Below are 15,743 nucleotides of genomic sequence, written 5' to 3'. Positions count from 1 at the left end.
ACCGATTAATAAATAACATTTTTTCATCACTAGACCAATGTCTAATAGAGACAGCACAGCCAAGCAACCCATACTTTGGCTCACGTATGATAAAAACAAGGGGAAGCCCAATGAGTACTCAGTCTCTTTATAAAGTGCCCGCAGCGATTGCGGCCAATGCACTGGTAAATGATGAAAAATATAAGAAAATGTACCAGGAGTCCGTGGTTAACCCCGAAGGTTTCTGGCGAGAACATGGCAAGCGTATTGACTGGATCAAGCCCTATACCAAGGTCAAGAAAACCTCATTTGACGATCACAATTTGTCGATCAACTGGTTCTACGACGGCACGCTGAATGCCTCGGCCAACTGCCTCGACCGCCATCTGGAGAAACTGGGCGATCAGACCGCCATCATCTGGGAAGGCGATGATGCCAAAGATCAACGCACCCTGAGCTACAGCCAGCTGCACACAGAAGTGTGCAAATTTGCCAACGCCCTCAAGAGCCAGGGCGTGCGCCGCGGCGACGTGGTGACCATGTATATGCCCATGGTGCCGGAAGCCGCCATCGCCATGCTGGCCTGTGCCCGCATCGGCGCCGTACATTCCGTGGTATTCGGTGGTTTTTCCCCGGATTCCATCGCCTCACGCATCATAGATGGCCGCTCCAAAGTCATTTTGACCGCAGACGAAGGCCTGCGCGGCGGCAGGGCTATTCCGCTCAAGCGCAATATCGACGAGGCGCTCTCCCATGCGGATGTCACCACGGTTGAGAAGGTGATAGTGCTTAAACGCACCGGCAATGATATCAACTGGGTCGAAGGCCGTGATGTCTGGTGGGAATCACTGACCGAAACCGCTTCCGAGCATTGCGAAGTGGAAGAGATGGGCGCCGAGGATCCCCTATTCCTGCTCTACACCTCAGGCTCCACCGGTAACCCCAAGGGTGTGCTGCACACCACAGGCGGCTACATGGTGTACGCCTCCATGACCCACGAATATGTGTTCGACTACAAGCAAGGCGAAGTCTACTGGTGCACCGCAGATGTGGGCTGGATCACCGGCCACAGCTATATGATTTACGGCCCGCTGGCCAATGGCGCCACAGTGCTTATTCACGAAGGTGTGCCCAACTACCCAAGCCCAGCCCGCCTGGGCGAGATGATTGACCGCCACCAGGTCAACATACTCTACACGGCTCCTACGCTTATTCGCGCCCTGATGGCCGAAGGCAAGGAGCAGTTTGACCAGTTTAACGGCAGCTCGCTGCGGATCATGGGCTCTGTAGGCGAACCCATCAACCCTGAGGCCTGGCGCTGGTATCACGAGGTCATAGGTCATGAGCAGTGTCCGATTGTTGATACCTGGTGGCAAACCGAAACCGGTGGCATTCTTATCAGCCCGCTGCCCGGCGCCACTGATACCAAACCTGGCTCGGCCACCCGTCCCTTCTTTGGGGTACAGCCAGCACTGGTCGACAACATGGGCAATATTCTGGAAGGCGCTACCGAGGGCAACCTGGTGATGCTGGATTCCTGGCCGGGGCAGATGCGCACAATTTACGGTGACCATGAACGCTTTGCCCTGACCTACTTCAAAACCTTCCGCGGCATGTATTTTACCGGTGACGGTGCCCGCCGTGATGAAGATGGCTACTACTGGATCACCGGCCGGGTCGATGATGTGATTAACGTCTCCGGTCACCGTCTGGGTACCGCCGAGATTGAAAGCGCACTGGTGGCGCACGATCTGGTGGCCGAGGCCGCCGTTGTGGGTTATCCCCATGACATCAAGGGCCAGGGGATCTACGCCTATGTCACACTGACCAAGGGCATAGAAGCTACTGAAGAGCTGAGACAGCAACTGAGACAATGGGTACGCAAAGAGATTGGCGCCCTGGCGACCCCGGATCTTATCCAGTTTGCCGGCGGCCTGCCCAAGACCCGCTCCGGCAAGATCATGCGCCGCTTTCTGCGTAAGATTGCCGCCAACGAGATTACCAACCTTGGAGATGCATCAACTCTGGCCGACCCAGCCGTGATTGATACTCTGATTGAGTCGCGGCTCAACCGTACAGAGTAAAAGCGTACTTCCTCCTCATTGCCCCTCCTTGAGGGGCATTTTTTTACTTTCAGCTTGGATCCCCCAAGGGCGGCTTAAACGGTTCAGCTATGTAAGCCGCTCATACATTTCAATTATCTCTCCAGTTCCCTCAAAGCGCTAACACGTGAAGAATAACTTTTCACATGTTATCAATGGCATGAATAGCGAATTAGTGTTTGGCAAGCCAGACGCAACAATCAGCAACGAAACCGGTCATAGCCCGTTTATGCCGTTGATGGCCCCCGAGGACGGGATTTGGCAATAAAGGAAAACCATGTCATTTATTACAGCCCCTAAACCTTTGAGGCAGATTTCGCCATTGCCGGGATATTTAGCGCCAGAGTTAAAAAGCAAGCCACCCTGAGGTGGCTTGGCTAAGAGTATAAATAGGGAGTTATAAATAGGGCGTCACAGCTCCCGGTTGCAACAAGGGTTAGAGCACATATTTGGCTGAGAAGGTGACCCGGTTAAGTTCACCATCTGTGCCATTTTCCCGCTCGTTCTTGGCGTACATATACTCTACCCCAAAGGTCAGAGCCTTCACCGGCGAGTAAAGCAGGTTGATATAACCTGAATAGGATTCCTTGTTAGCCGTGCCTCCGGTCAGAGACACATCGTTATCGGCGCTGAAAGCGGACAAGGTAAAGCTTGAGCGCCACTGCTCGTTCCACCAATGACGATAAGACACAAAACCTGAGTAGGATTCTATCGCCTGCAGATCGTTGTTGTTGTCCAGTACCGCGCCATTGGCAAAGTTGAGCGCCACATAGCGGCCCAGGCCTTCGCCATAGGTGGCGGTGAAACGGATATCATCACGGCCCACAGGAATGATCCCGGCCACGCTGGCGCCATAGCCGAGCTCAGTGCTGTCTATATCCTGATTGGCGATACGGGTCTCAAGCTCAAGTTGCCTCAGCATCCCCATTACAGAGAAACTGGCGCCACCTGAGGTCTTAAAGTTATAACGGGCGATAAGATCCGGCATTACCCCATTGCCACTGGTGATCCGGCTGCCACCGCCATAGGGAGTAATAGTGGTTTCCGGGTTTTCAATGGCGATTTGAAAGCCACCATTGCTGTATCTCAGCTGCGCCTGACGGGCAAAGGGCGTACCTTCGGTGGCGCCGACAAAGTCGAGGTTTTCCGGCAGTGCCCCCGGGTTCATAAAAGTGGTCCAGGTCTGGCCTATGGTCCAGTTGTCATAGCTGATAAAGGCATGACGAATCCGCGGTGAATAGCTGTTGGATACCCGCTCATCACCATCGGTATGAGTCATGAAGTCCAGCTCAATAAAGCCGGTGAGAGTATGGCCGTCAAGATCTGTTACCGTCTTGAAGTTAAAACGGGTTTCCCGTGCCTGGAAGTCGGTCACCTGCTTGCCGTTGCCATCTACCCCATAGATGGCGCCGGGTACGTAAAACTGACGTGAGACGTTGTTGGAGTCGGGCGCACCATTACTGTAATCGCTGAACATGATATCGGCTTTGAGATAACCGCCAAACTGCATATCAGTCTTGTCCAATACCGATGCCTGAGCCGTCCCCAAACCGCCCAGTACCAAAAGGGTTGCTGCACACACCCCGGTGAGTCTTGCTTGTTTCATCTTGGATTGTCTCCTTGTTGTTATGCCAATCCACCCGGCAAAACGCACAACAGCCGAGACAGATTGAGCTAGCAAGAAGCACTATCCGATGTTTAACAGAATTGAAACATTGGCAATAGGTCTATAAGACAAAAGTAGAAAAGTGTTAGCTAAATTAGCTTGATTATTTTTGTGGTTTGGGAATAACAGACTTAATATTTTGCAGAAGGAATTCTGAATGGTGGGTCGTGAAGGATTCGAACCTTCGACCAATTGGTTAAAAGCCAACTGCTCTACCGACTGAGCTAACGACCCATACAGATGGAGCATTCAGTGGTGGGTCGTGAAGGATTCGAACCTTCGACCAATTGGTTAAAAGCCAACTGCTCTACCGACTGAGCTAACGACCCACTGAATGTTGTGGTCTATCTTTCCTGATGGTGGGTCGTGAAGGATTCGAACCTTCGACCAATTGGTTAAAAGCCAACTGCTCTACCGACTGAGCTAACGACCCGCAGGAAGATCTACCTTTTGCAGTACGCTGAGAAATGGTGGGTCGTGAAGGATTCGAACCTTCGACCAATTGGTTAAAAGCCAACTGCTCTACCGACTGAGCTAACGACCCATCTGGGTGTCACCCTATTCTCAGGCAAATGGTGGGTCGTGAAGGATTCGAACCTTCGACCAATTGGTTAAAAGCCAACTGCTCTACCGACTGAGCTAACGACCCACGGATATACTGCCAGATTGTTGATTTAAATTGCGATGGTGGGTCGTGAAGGATTCGAACCTTCGACCAATTGGTTAAAAGCCAACTGCTCTACCGACTGAGCTAACGACCCGACATAACTGCCGAGGCAGACCGCAATAAATCAGTGGTGGGTCGTGAAGGATTCGAACCTTCGACCAATTGGTTAAAAGCCAACTGCTCTACCGACTGAGCTAACGACCCACTAAAAAGGTTTACGAAACATGAATTTGGTGGGTCGTGAAGGATTCGAACCTTCGACCAATTGGTTAAAAGCCAACTGCTCTACCGACTGAGCTAACGACCCATTCAAGTTTCGCCTCAGCAGGCCATGCCGTGCTGAGGGCGCCTATAATACCGCTTTGTGATTCTCATGCAAGTGTAAATTCCCGATTTTTTGTTGTTTGCATGAAAAACAAACTGGGCGGATGTTTTTTAGTTAAATCATGGTTTAATTGCCGCCAATTGCTGCTGTGCAATCCTTGCTGCAGCGCTGTTTGCGTACTGTTTCACCACTTGCTGATAGTAGTTCTTCGCCGCCGTTTTATCACCGGTTTTTTCGGCAATCAGCCCAAGTTTAACCAGACTGTCGGCCCGCTTACCCGATTCTTTGAAGTTATCGACCACATTGGCAAACGCAGTTTTGGCTTCGGCAAATTCATTCTTATTATAGAGCAGTTGCCCGAGCCAATAGTTGGCGTTATCGGCAAAGCCCGAATTGGGATACTGCTTGATAAAGTCACGAAATGCCGGAATTGCAGCGTCGTACTGACGCTCTTTCAGTACCAGGTCGACCGCCCTTTGATAACTGTCGGTCTCGGACAAAGACGAACTGGCCACCAGATTGGATGAGGTTTGACTGACGGCGGGCGCCGCCGGCTTGCTCTGCAGGTTGGCGATTTCGTCATAGAGCTGGCGCTGACGCTGCAGCATCTGGTTGATCTGATAGTTCTGTTGTTCGGTCAGGCCTCTGAGTTCCAGCACCTCTTGCTGCAGGGTATCCATTCTGCGCATGGTCTCAAACTCGGCTTGCTGACGGGCTTTGATGATCCGCTCAAGGCGGGCGATGCGATCCTCACTGGAACCGCCACCAATGTCTTCAACGGGCGCTGGGGCCGCATAAGCGACCCCAGTTCCCAGAAGCATGGCCGTGATAATAACGGCTTTCTTCATTCTTCAATATCCCTCTAATGCCGGGATCAGTACACCAGCACAGCGCGACGGTTCTTGGCAAAACCTTCGTCTGTGTGGCTCATATCCAACGGCTTCTCTTCACCATAGCTGACAATGCTCATCTGGCTTGGCAGTACGCCCATACCCTGCAGGTACTTGGCTACCGCCTTAGCGCGGCGCTCACCCAGAGCTATGTTATACTCAGGCGTACCGCGCTCGTCGGCGTGGCCTTCGATCAACACGCGTACGTTAGGGTGTTCAACCAGATAAGTGCCGTGGGCTTCCAGAATTTCAGCAAATTCTGTCTGCACTTCACTGCGGTCAAAATCAAAGTAGATGACGTGTTCTTTACGCAGTTCCTGGAACTTGAGGCGCTGCTGTTCTTCAGGGCTCAGCACCGGATTGGCACCCCCGATTTCCACACCGCCGGCACCACTACCGTACTCACTGCCGGAAGTTGTCGAACCGCTGGCGTCCGTTTCTGATTCTGAAGTTGAGCTACAGGCACCCAGAGCCAGTAATGGCACAGCGATTGCGATTGCCTTAAACAACTTGTTGAGATCCATCATGTTATCCTTCTGAAATATAAGTTATAGAAACGGTGACCAAGCGGGTGATTTCACCTCACCCTGCCCCACAGGCAACCGCGCCTTGAAGCGGCCATCGACAGATACCGCTGCCAGCACCTGCTTGCCGTTATAGGTGGTGCCATAAATCACCATGGTGCCGTTAGGGGCAACACTGGGTGATTCATCGAGCCGGGTTGAGGTCAACACCTGCATAAAACGCGTCTGCAGATCCATACGGGCAATATTGTATTTGCCGTTGGTTCTGTTGACGAAAATCATACTGCGGCCATCAGGGGTCACAGTTCCCCCCAGGTTCCACTCGCCTTCGAATGTCAGGCGGGTCACCTTGCCTGAGGCCAACTCTACCTGATATAGCTGGGGCCTGCCACCCCGCTCGGAAGTGAACAGCAGCGACTTACCATCGGGGAACCAAGTGGCTTCAGTATCAATGGCATAGTGGTTGGTGATCCGCTTGAGCGCGCCTGTGGCAATCTCTACTACATAGACCTCAGGTTGACCGTCGCGGGACAGAGTCAGCGCCAGCTTAGTCCCATCGGGCGAAAAGCTTGGCGAGCCGTTGATACCGGGAAAACTGGTAACCTTGGTGCGGCTCTGACTGTAGATATCCTGGACAAACACTTCGGCCTTTTTGTTTTCGAAACTGACATAGGCCAGCTTACGCCCGTCCGGAGACCAGGCCGGAGACATCAAAGGCTCAGGCGAGCGCAGCAGCATCTGTTCGTTGTAGCCATCGTAGTCGGCAATCATCAGGCGGTAAGGGTTTTTCTCCTGGTGATTGACCACCACATAGGCGATACGAGTCAGGAAGGCACCGCGGATCCCGGTCAGTTTCTCATAAACTATGTCACTGATCCTGTGAGCATACTGGCGAAATTGCGCTTCGCTGATAACGGTTTCGCGGCTATCCAGCAAGAGTTCGCTGCGGGACTGAGGGCCACCGGACTGCATCTGTGCCTTGACCAAGTCCACCAGGTCAAAGCTCACCAGATACTTACCGGCGCCATAGGGTTTCACATAGCCCATCACCACGGCTTCGGCAGAAACATTCTTCCAGGCGGCGGCATTGAACTCGTCCATCTTGCTGATGGCACGCTGACCCAGTGACAATTCATCCAATGGCTTGAAAGTACCGCTGCGGGTCAAATCGGACATCACTACATCCGAAATCGACTCTGGGGCCGGCCCGGCGCCCTGCCAAACAAATGGCACCACGGCAATGGGACGCGCGGCGTCCACCCCTTCGGTGATCACTATATCCAGTGCCGCCTTGGCCGGCAGCACCAGCACGGCCAGCAAACAGATAAGACTCTTGGCAATTCGTTTCATGGGGCTCCCTTAGTTGAATTCCGGTCTAACTTCTAAATTAATCTCTTTCATCAGCTGATACACATCGGGCTCCTGGGAAACCGGCAAACGCCCGGCTTTATTGATGGCGGCCTTGGCGGCGCGACATACCACAGGATCCCCTTCGATGATCTGGCTGTTGGTAACAAAGCCATCTTTGGCCAGACGCACCTTGACCTTACAGACTCTGCCGCGCATCGACTCGTCCACTACCAGATTGCGCTGAATAGTGGCGGTGATCATCGCTCGATAACGGTCGACTTCACTCATAACCTGACGATTGCGAGTCGCCGACAAGGCGGCTTGCTCGGCGGCCAGCGCATCGGCCAACTCCTGCTCCTGACGGCGACGGGCCTCTTCCTCGGCCTTGCGTTTACGCTCGGCTTCTTCTTTGGCCTTACGTTCAGCTTCTTTGCGTTTGCGCTCCTCTTCCGCTTTTTTGGCGGCTGCTTCTTCAGCCTTGCGTTTCTGCTCTGCCTTAAGAGCGGCCTCTTCGGCTTCCTTACGCTGCTGCTCCTTGGCCTTACGCTCGGCCTCGGCTTTCTGGGCCTTTTCTTTCTCCTGCTGCTCTTTCAGCTTGGCAACTTTGGCAGCGTCGGCAGCTTTCTGGGTCTCCAGTTCTTTTTGCTTGCGCTCGGCTTCCAGTTTGCGGATCCGTTCCTGCTCCTGCTCGCGGGCCTTTTTGGCCTCATTGGCCTGGCGATCCAGTTCCTGCTGCCGTTCGCGCTCGCGGCGCTCGGCGTCGGCCTTGTCCTGTTTCAGCTTCTGGACATAGTCATCCACTTTCTGCTGATCGACCACCACGGCCTGCACAGGCGCAGACTGGGCCTGTGGTGTCGGCAATTTGGGTTTGTCCTGAAAGTCCACGCCCATGGCCAGAATCGCAATAACCCCAATATGCAGCACAGCTGAGATGATAAAGGGGACAGTAAAATCAGATTTCCCAGCCACTTACTTCTCCTCTGGCGAATCTGTCATCAAACCGACCGAAGGCACGCCGGCATGTTGCAGCGACACCATCAGTTGGATTACCCGTTCGTAGGGAATAGCGCGATCGCCCTTGACCACCACGGGGCGATCCGGCTCCATCTTAATGATGGCGCTGACCCGGGTGCTGATCTCTTCCAGATCCAGCACCTCATTATTGGGTGAGCCACCCAAGTCGAGAAAATACTCACCCTCGGCATTGATAGAGGCCACCACTGGCGGCTTGCTGTCGGCGGGCAGCGGTTCGGCCTCACCCTGAGGCAAGTCCACCTTCACCCCTTGAGTCACAATCGGCGCCGTCACCATAAAGATGATCAACAGCACCAACATCACGTCGATATAGGGCACCACATTGATTTCAGCGACGGGGCGACGCCGCTTGCGCTGATATCCCTGCATCATACGGCTTCCTTATCGCTGTATGCCTGACGGTGCAATATGCCGGAGAACTCTTCCATAAAGTTGGCGTAGGAAGACTCGACCTTTTCCACCTGAGTAGAGAATCTGTTGTAGGCGATAACCGCAGGAATGGCGGCGAACAGGCCCATGGCGGTAGCAATAAGCGCTTCGGCAATACCCGGTGCCACCATGGCCAGAGTGGCATTTTCCACCGCGCCCAAGGCGATAAAGGAGTTCATGATCCCCCAAACTGTACCAAACAGGCCGATATAGGGACTGGTAGAGCCTATGGTTGCCAAGAGTGGCAGATGAGTTTCCAGCTTATCCAACTCTTTGGAGAGAGAGATCCGCATGGCGCGGTAGCTGCCATCCATAATGGCTTCTGGCACCCGGCCGTTCAGTTTCGACAGGCGGGCGTATTCCTTGAAGCCGGATACAAACATGGACTCAAGCCCTGAGTTGCTTTCCTGGCGGGCCGACAGCTCCTGGTACAAACGATTGAGATCCACACCGGACCAAAACTTCTCTTCGAAGCGTTCGGCATTTTGCCTGGCCGCTTTCAGGAGTTTGCGCCTCTGGATAATCACAGCCCAGGACGCGATAGACAGAGACAATAAGGTGAGCATCACCAGTTTTACCAACAAACTGGCCTGCATGAACAATCCAATAAACGAAATCTCAGCTTCCACCTTTTTTAAACTCCTGCAATATGTGTTGGGGAATGGCCAGTGGCCGCATGCGCTCGAGTGAAATACAGGCAACCAGAATGCTGGCCGCGCAATAACACTCACCCTCGGCATCTACCAGGCGCTGTTCAAACACCAAAGATGCCCGCTTCACTTCTGAGACACGGGTTTCCACCCAAAGGTTCTGCTCAAATCGCGCCGCCTTGCAGAAATCCAGCTCGGCGCGGCGTACCACAAAGGCGATATCCTGCTGCAACAGAGCGGTTTGGCTCACCGACATAGATCTGAGCCACTCACTTCGGGCTCTTTCAAAAAATTTCAAATAGTTGGAATGGTAAACCACCCCACCCGCGTCTGTGTCTTCATAATAGACAGTGATAGGCCAACGAAACATGCTTTCACTTGCTTTTAATGCGCCAAAAGTGAGGCCTACTATACCTTATCCACAATCCGCTTGTGAATGGCGGAAAAAGCAAAGGGGCCCGCAGGCCCCAGTTTATTTTTTCAAGGCTTAACTTAAGCTTAACCGTCGATTTTACTCGGCAGGGTCAAGCCAAAGTTGTGCCACAGGAAGGTGAAGATATCCGCCGCTTCATCTATCTTCATCGCCGTGGGTTTACCTGCGCCGTGACCGGCATTGGACTCGATACGCATGATAACCGGCTGATCCCCCTGCTGCTTGGCCTGCATCATGGCGGCAAACTTGAAGCTGTGCAGCGGCACCACCCTGTCATCATGATCGGCTGTCATCACCATAGTCGCAGGATAAGCCTGAGACTTGACGTTGTGATATGGCGAGTAAGCCAGCAGCGCCGGGAACTGCTCGGCATTGTCGGCACTGCCATATTCACTGGTCCAGGCCCAGCCTATGGTGAACTTGTGGAATCTGAGCATATCCAGTACCCCTACGGCGGGCAGTACGGCAGCAAACAGATCCGGTCTTTGGGTTACGGCGGCCCCCATCAACAGGCCACCGTTACTGCGGCCATAAGCGCCAAGTTTGCTCTTGTTGGTATAGCCCTGATCCAGCAGGTATTCGGCAGCGGCAAAATAGTCATCAAACACATTTTGCTTCTTGTCGAACATACCTGCCTGGTGCCAGCTCTCACCATATTCGGCGCCGCCACGCAGGCTGGGCACAGCATAGATGCCGCCCATATCCAACCAGGCGATATTGGCCGGGCTGAACCTTGGGGTCATGGAGATGGCAAAACCACCATAGGCGTACAGGAGTGTCGGGTTGGTGCCGTCTTTCTTCAGCCCTTTCTTGTAGGACAGCATCATGGGCACCTTGGTACCGTCCTTGCTGGTGTAGAACACCTGCTCGGATACGTAATCATCCGGATTAAAGGCGATTTTAGGGCTCTGGTACAGCTCGGACTCACCTGTCTTGAAGTCAAACTTATAGGTGGTCTGCGGCTGCACATAGCTGTTGAAGGTGTAATAGAAGTAGTCTTTACTGCGTTTGCCGTATGGGCCGGCAATCTTGCCTTTACCCGGCAGAGTCACGTCCTGGCGCTTGACGCCGCCCATGGAGTAGATGGACAGCTGCCCCAGCACGTCATGCAGTGAGCTCACCACCAGGTGATCATTAATGATACCAACACTGGCGATAGGGTCCTTTGTCTCAGGGATCACTGTCTTCCAGTCTTTTTTGGCCGGGTGGCGCAAATCTATGGCAATCACTTTGCCGTTGGGGGCATCGAGATCTGTCTTGAAGTAGAACACTGACTTGTCGTTACCGATAAAGCTGTACTCGGCTTCCAACTCGGAAATCAGCTCAACCACTTCCGCTTTTGGATCTTTGAGTGACTTATAGAAGAAGCGGTTGCGGCTGTCAGTTCCCTGGGAGATGGACAGCAACAGATAGTCACCGTCTTCAGAGACTCCAATACCAAAGCCCCAGTCCTTGTTTTGCGGTCTTTCATAAACCAGCTTGTCCTGGCTCTGATCTGTGCCCAGCTTATGGTAGTAAACCTTCTGATTGAAGTTGACATCGGCCATCTTGTCTCCGCCGGCCGGGGCATCATAACGGGCATAGAATACGCCTTCATTGGCGTGATCCCACACGGCAGAGGAGAATTTGATCCACTCCAGTTTGTCGCTGAGCAGCTTGCCGCTGGCAATATCCATAAACTGCCACTGTTGCCAGTCGGAGCCGGACTCGGAGACACCATAGGCCAGCACCTTGCCATCGTCACTCACTGACACACCTGACAGGGCAACTGTGCCCTTGTCGGAGAAAGCGTTGGGATCCAGCAACACCTTCTCATTACCCTGTTTGTCTTTAACATAGAGCACTGACTGGGCCTGCAGGCCGTCATTGCGGTAGTAGAAGGTGTTGTCACCCTTTTCAAAAGGGGCAGAGATTTTTTCGTAGTTCCACAGGGTGGTGATCCTGTCGACTACCGCCTGTTTGTTGGGGATAGCCGACAGATACTCCTGTCCAAAAGCTTGCTGAGCCTTAACCCAGGCTTCTGTTTCCGGGGTGCTTTCTTCCAGGTGGCGATAAGGATCGGCAACCTGAACACCGTGAATGTTTTCAACCAGCACTTCGGCGCGGGTCGCCGGATACTGGGATTTAACAGCAGCCAGCGAACTCTGGCCATTTGGGGTATCTGTGCTCTGGCAGGCGCCGAGCGCCAGGCTCAAGCCTACAGCCAACAGCATAGGGCGAGCCAATTTTGTAGTTATTGTCATGGAAACTTCCTGTCCGACTAAATAAAGAGGCGTACAGCGGCGTTTTAGCAAAAAAATGCAAACGCAGCGACTTGCAAAGTACTATACAAGCAAAAAAAACCGACACAATCGTCAAATTGCAATCTGTGCAAGGATTGAACAATGACAAATGTTAATAAAACGGCAACAAGGATTAATTATATAAATTGCAGATTTATGCAACCACATTGAGTAAAGAAGCGAAACACGGGCTATAACTGCATTTACGTGATTTACATCACCTTTGTGACATTAGTTTTACTTATCTCATGACGTAGTTTTTCTCGCTTGTTGCTGACACATTCTGTCACTAAAATATGCCTCGTTTTCAGGAAGTATTTACCCCGGTAAATATGAAAACCAAGAACTTCAAAACTGTTGTGTAGCTTTCATGGCAGTTTTCCCTGGTTCTTATGCTTGACTTCCTTCCTTCAATTTGTTGATTGCAATGATTTTATTTTTTGCGGCCCGCTTGTTTCAAGCGGGCTTTTTTTTATGTTTTAATCTCTTTTTGAAGGTTTGATTTGCAAAACCTTATAAGCCCTACGCGCTTTGCTGAGCCACACCGCGGATACGGCACCTAGCTCTGAAATCAACTTTTCCAAAGACAACAAGGACCCGTATGTCACTGCTACGTTTACTGTTTGCTCACCTATTACTGCTGGTTGGCGCATTTTCGGCTTATGTCTGTATTTTTGGTGCCTTCCAGAGCCTGCCGGAGCAACAACCGGCAAAATACTTTATGGTTATCTTTGGTGCCTTGCTGGCGGCTGTTAGTCTCACCCTCGCCGGTTTTCTCAACCGCCGCCGTAACTGGCGCCGCTCAAGCGGTATCGCCTTGTTGGCGGCAGCAGGTTTGGCGCTTCTGATCATAGTTTCCGATGCATCATACCAAGACACGGTCCAGTTACCGCCGATGATCGCCTTGAACGATTATGCTGTCGGTGGGCCCGTGATTATGTTGGTGCTGATACTCGGTGGTCAGCTGCTATGGCGAGGCATAAAGCAGAATCAAAGGGCTGATATCCTTGACTCTAATTAATTCAGACTAGCTGAAAAAGGAACAGACTAAGTCTCCTTCTAACCATCACCGCCTCTGTGTATGACAATGCAATGAAAAAGAAGAAAAAGCCTATTCCCAGGTGATTCTTATCTGCCCCCGGAATTATCAGTTTAGCGCCTGTGACCTTGGCTCGTAAGCGTCGGTTCCCCACAGCGGCACAGTGGACAGGGCGTGCTTGTGACTGCCGTTGGTTTCCTTGGTGGAATAAGACAGATACAGGAGTGTCTGGTGTTCACTGTCATAGATACGCCTCACCTTGAGGCTTTTGAACAAGATGCTCAAGGACTCGGTAAACACTATCTCGCCCTTCTTACCCAGTTCGATACCGGCCAGTTGCGCCTTGGTTATCGGCCCGGTCTGGCGACAGCTGATACTCATATCAGATGGATCGGCAAAATCCAAATTGGCCTCTATGCGGCTGATATGACAAGTAACACCGGGCAGTTTGGGATCTGTCTTGGCATCTATGATCACATCTTTGGTAGTGAATACGCCCAGGCTGACCTTACCGACATCATCGCCACACCCGGCGAGCAGGCTTGTCGCCACAGTAGCAACCAAGGCGGCCAAGAGTGGCGTTTTTTTCAGTGCCATGAAGAATCCTCTTTCAATTAAAGTGCAATTTAACGGTACAGGCGCTCAGCCCAACGGGTCAAACCGGCCACCACAGAGCCGAAGTGGTCGCCACTGACCAAAGTCACATCCGGGAAACGCGCGCGGATCTGCTCGGTAATATACGGGCTCTTGGCGCTGCCACCTGTGAGATAAATGACATCCGGCTGACATCCCCCTTCCGCCAAAGCCTGGGTGATGAGCTTGTGCACAGTTTCAAGCGATTCATCAATGGCGGCCACAAAGGTGGCGGCATCAACATTCACCATCAAAGGCTGCGGTTTGGGCGCTTCGACAAAACCTATATCCATAGCGGCTTGCTTACTGTCACTCAGGGCGATTTTAAGCTGCTCGGCACTGCGCACCAAACGATAACCCAGCTGATCTTTTTGCACCTTTAATAAGCGCGCAAGTTTCGCCTGCTCTTTGGCATCCCGTTGCAGCTCCTCAATCAACTTGCGACTACTCAAGGCAGAGAATTCCCGCTGGGCACTGACATCGTTGACGGCGACCGCATTCCAGAAAGGCTGCCTTGGCATAGGCTTGCCTGTGATCAGCGCACTGCCGAGCCCCAAGTGCGGCATAAAACCGGCCATCGCCAGGGCGATATCCAGATCGTTACCCCCTACCCTTTGACCACTGTGGCCCAGGCAGTCGTCACTGCGATCTTTCTTGTCTTTAAGCTCAGGCCCCATGCGCACAAACGAGCAGTCGCTGGTGCCGCCGCCAATATCCACCACCAGCACCCGCTGCTCCCGGGTGAGTGTCGACTCAAACTCAAGGGCAGCTGCCATAGGCTCATACAGAAAGGCCACATCGGTGAACCCGGCGCGCCGGGCCCCTTGGGTCAAAATAGCCTCGGCTTGCTTGTTGCTTTGCTCGCCGCCAATGCCCTGAAAGTTAACCGGGCGCCCTATCACCACCTGGGAAATCGCCTGTTTCAGGCTCTGCTGCGCCCGGGTATGAATTTCCTGCATCATCAAGGTGACGATATCTTCAAACAACGCCATCTGATTGCTGAGCAGGCCCGAAGCGCCAAGGAATGACTTGGGTGAGCGAACATAGAAGCCCTCTTCCGGCATCTCCATATAGGTTTCAATCGCCTGATTGCCGATGAATACCGCTTGCTCATTGGCAAGTAAATCCAGCTCCAAGCGCGCGATTCTGGCGCGACTCAACTCGGCGGCGCGTTTGGGTTTGAAATCAGCCTGGGCCGCCAAAGGCAAGCGCTGCAGCACAGATTCGGAAATGAGTTCCCGCTCCATGGCATAAATGGTCGACGGCATATAGTTGCCATCCTCGGCCAGAGGCAAAAGCCGGGTCTGGCCCTCCTCCATCACGCCAATAGCGCAGTTGGCACTGCCATAGTCAAAACCTGCAAACATTCCGTCCTCCTGCTTTCGCTGGCTCGAAGTGGCCAGGGCGCCGCTTTTTGCTTTGAAGACAAAGCCTCAGCGCCCGCTCCCGGCCAGGAAACCGACCGAGAAAAAAGAGCGCAACATAGCATAAGCAGGGCAGAAAACCCAATCGTCAATATCGCTCTCTTTGACCAAAGTGGGGGATTGTCATTCTTTCGACATAAATTCGCTCTACCCTTAGGGAACGCTTCTTGCGTTCTGGCAAAGGACAAAGGACTAAAACCATTTGCTGGAACCACGCCTTGCATCCAGGTCTGTAAGCCGACGCGGAGCACAGATGGGAATTGTTCGCACCTTCCTTAGCGCCGGCGCAACCCCGAATTCAAACCTGAGCCGGGC

At 52.8% G+C, this 15,743-nt stretch carries 13 protein-coding genes and 8 tRNA genes; 2 read left to right on the top strand and 19 right to left on the bottom strand.

All coding sequences use genetic code 11. The features are described 5' to 3' along the window. Positions 1 to 110 precede the first annotated feature (110 nt). Complete coding sequence (gene acs, locus AYI96_RS01445) at positions 111 to 2,063, top strand: acetate--CoA ligase (protein WP_039033349.1); 1,953 nt, start codon at positions 111 to 113, stop codon at positions 2,061 to 2,063. Positions 2,064 to 2,517: 454 nt separating this feature from the next. Here acs and AYI96_RS01440 read toward each other — a convergent pair whose 3' ends face one another. The 17 genes from AYI96_RS01440 to AYI96_RS01360 form a co-directional block, all read right to left on the bottom strand. After that, positions 2,518 to 3,687 (bottom strand): DcaP family trimeric outer membrane transporter, encoded by a 1,170-nt coding sequence (locus tag AYI96_RS01440; RefSeq protein ID WP_144133234.1) that lies wholly within the window; start codon positions 3,685 to 3,687, stop codon positions 2,518 to 2,520. 218 nt (positions 3,688 to 3,905) lie between these two features. After that, a tRNA-Lys gene (locus AYI96_RS01435) sits at positions 3,906 to 3,981 on the bottom strand. Between the two features lie 19 nt (positions 3,982 to 4,000). Continuing rightward, a tRNA-Lys gene (locus AYI96_RS01430) sits at positions 4,001 to 4,076 on the bottom strand. Positions 4,077 to 4,104: 28 nt separating this feature from the next. Next, a tRNA-Lys gene (locus AYI96_RS01425) sits at positions 4,105 to 4,180 on the bottom strand. A gap of 35 nt (positions 4,181 to 4,215) precedes the next feature. Continuing rightward, positions 4,216 to 4,291: transfer RNA gene (locus AYI96_RS01420), tRNA-Lys, on the bottom strand. 29 nt (positions 4,292 to 4,320) lie between these two features. After that, positions 4,321 to 4,396: transfer RNA gene (locus AYI96_RS01415), tRNA-Lys, on the bottom strand. 36 nt (positions 4,397 to 4,432) lie between these two features. Further along, a tRNA-Lys gene (locus tag AYI96_RS01410) sits at positions 4,433 to 4,508 on the bottom strand. Between the two features lie 34 nt (positions 4,509 to 4,542). Further along, a tRNA-Lys gene (locus AYI96_RS01405) sits at positions 4,543 to 4,618 on the bottom strand. Positions 4,619 to 4,645: 27 nt separating this feature from the next. Beyond that, positions 4,646 to 4,721 (bottom strand) — tRNA-Lys (locus tag AYI96_RS01400). A 137-nt stretch (positions 4,722 to 4,858) separates the two neighbouring features. Next, entirely contained in the window at positions 4,859 to 5,587 is a 729-nt protein-coding gene (gene ybgF / locus AYI96_RS01395) for a tol-pal system protein YbgF (RefSeq protein WP_039033351.1), read from the bottom strand. A 26-nt stretch (positions 5,588 to 5,613) separates the two neighbouring features. Next, a complete protein-coding gene (pal, locus tag AYI96_RS01390; RefSeq protein WP_039033352.1) occupies positions 5,614 to 6,153 on the bottom strand; it encodes a peptidoglycan-associated lipoprotein Pal in 540 nt (179 codons plus the stop codon). Between the two features lie 24 nt (positions 6,154 to 6,177). Continuing rightward, positions 6,178 to 7,503: a Tol-Pal system beta propeller repeat protein TolB gene (gene tolB, locus AYI96_RS01385; protein WP_039033353.1), complete on the bottom strand. Its 1,326-nt coding sequence runs from the start codon at positions 7,501 to 7,503 to the stop codon at positions 6,178 to 6,180. Positions 7,504 to 7,512: 9 nt separating this feature from the next. Continuing rightward, entirely contained in the window at positions 7,513 to 8,472 is a 960-nt protein-coding gene (tolA, locus tag AYI96_RS01380) for a cell envelope integrity protein TolA (protein WP_039033354.1), read from the bottom strand. Next, positions 8,473 to 8,910, bottom strand: a complete 438-nt coding sequence (tolR, locus tag AYI96_RS01375; RefSeq protein ID WP_071475836.1) for a protein TolR — start codon at positions 8,908 to 8,910, stop codon at positions 8,473 to 8,475. Next, positions 8,907 to 9,596, bottom strand: a complete 690-nt coding sequence (tolQ, locus tag AYI96_RS01370) for a protein TolQ (RefSeq protein WP_025011953.1) — start codon at positions 9,594 to 9,596, stop codon at positions 8,907 to 8,909. Before tolQ ends, tolR begins: the two co-directional genes overlap by 4 nt. After that, on the bottom strand, positions 9,586 to 9,987 hold the full coding sequence (gene ybgC / locus AYI96_RS01365) for a tol-pal system-associated acyl-CoA thioesterase (RefSeq protein WP_071475837.1): 402 nt from the start codon (positions 9,985 to 9,987) through the stop codon (positions 9,586 to 9,588). The genes tolQ and ybgC overlap by 11 nt, the downstream gene beginning before the upstream one ends. 128 nt (positions 9,988 to 10,115) lie before the next feature. Beyond that, positions 10,116 to 12,293 (bottom strand): prolyl oligopeptidase family serine peptidase, encoded by a 2,178-nt coding sequence (locus AYI96_RS01360; protein WP_039033357.1) that lies wholly within the window; start codon positions 12,291 to 12,293, stop codon positions 10,116 to 10,118. Positions 12,294 to 12,933: 640 nt separating this feature from the next. Here AYI96_RS01360 and AYI96_RS01355 point away from each other — a divergent pair. After that, complete coding sequence (locus AYI96_RS01355; protein WP_039033358.1) at positions 12,934 to 13,353, top strand: hypothetical protein; 420 nt, start codon at positions 12,934 to 12,936, stop codon at positions 13,351 to 13,353. Positions 13,354 to 13,479: 126 nt separating this feature from the next. On the opposite strand, the gene AYI96_RS01350 is transcribed toward AYI96_RS01355, so the two are convergent. Continuing rightward, complete coding sequence (locus tag AYI96_RS01350) at positions 13,480 to 13,968, bottom strand: CreA family protein (protein WP_039033359.1); 489 nt, start codon at positions 13,966 to 13,968, stop codon at positions 13,480 to 13,482. Between the two features lie 29 nt (positions 13,969 to 13,997). Next, positions 13,998 to 15,371 (bottom strand): molecular chaperone, encoded by a 1,374-nt coding sequence (yegD, locus tag AYI96_RS01345; protein WP_039033360.1) that lies wholly within the window; start codon positions 15,369 to 15,371, stop codon positions 13,998 to 14,000. Positions 15,372 to 15,743 lie beyond the last annotated feature (372 nt).

The sequence above is a fragment of the Shewanella sp. MSW genome (assembly GCF_007636515.1).
Classification (GTDB): domain Bacteria; phylum Pseudomonadota; class Gammaproteobacteria; order Enterobacterales; family Shewanellaceae; genus Shewanella; species Shewanella indica.
Note: the sequence above shows the minus strand (reverse complement) of the source record. Positions and strands in the feature narration are given on the sequence as shown.

Coding starts and splice junctions, on each gene's coding strand:
- AYI96_RS01440 (WP_144133234.1), bottom strand. CDS start 3,687: ATGAAACAAGCAAGACTCACCGGGGTGTGTGCAGCAACCCTTTTGGTA.
- AYI96_RS01350 (WP_039033359.1), bottom strand. CDS start 13,968: ATGGCACTGAAAAAAACGCCACTCTTGGCCGCCTTGGTTGCTACTGTG.
- tolR (WP_071475836.1), bottom strand. CDS start 8,910: ATGATGCAGGGATATCAGCGCAAGCGGCGTCGCCCCGTCGCTGAAATC.
- tolB (WP_039033353.1), bottom strand. CDS start 7,503: ATGAAACGAATTGCCAAGAGTCTTATCTGTTTGCTGGCCGTGCTGGTG.
- ybgC (WP_071475837.1), bottom strand. CDS start 9,987: ATGTTTCGTTGGCCTATCACTGTCTATTATGAAGACACAGACGCGGGT.
- ybgF (WP_039033351.1), bottom strand. CDS start 5,587: ATGAAGAAAGCCGTTATTATCACGGCCATGCTTCTGGGAACTGGGGTC.
- acs (WP_039033349.1), top strand. CDS start 111: ATGAGTACTCAGTCTCTTTATAAAGTGCCCGCAGCGATTGCGGCCAAT.
- pal (WP_039033352.1), bottom strand. CDS start 6,153: ATGGATCTCAACAAGTTGTTTAAGGCAATCGCAATCGCTGTGCCATTA.
- yegD (WP_039033360.1), bottom strand. CDS start 15,371: ATGTTTGCAGGTTTTGACTATGGCAGTGCCAACTGCGCTATTGGCGTG.
- AYI96_RS01360 (WP_039033357.1), bottom strand. CDS start 12,293: ATGACAATAACTACAAAATTGGCTCGCCCTATGCTGTTGGCTGTAGGC.
- AYI96_RS01355 (WP_039033358.1), top strand. CDS start 12,934: ATGTCACTGCTACGTTTACTGTTTGCTCACCTATTACTGCTGGTTGGC.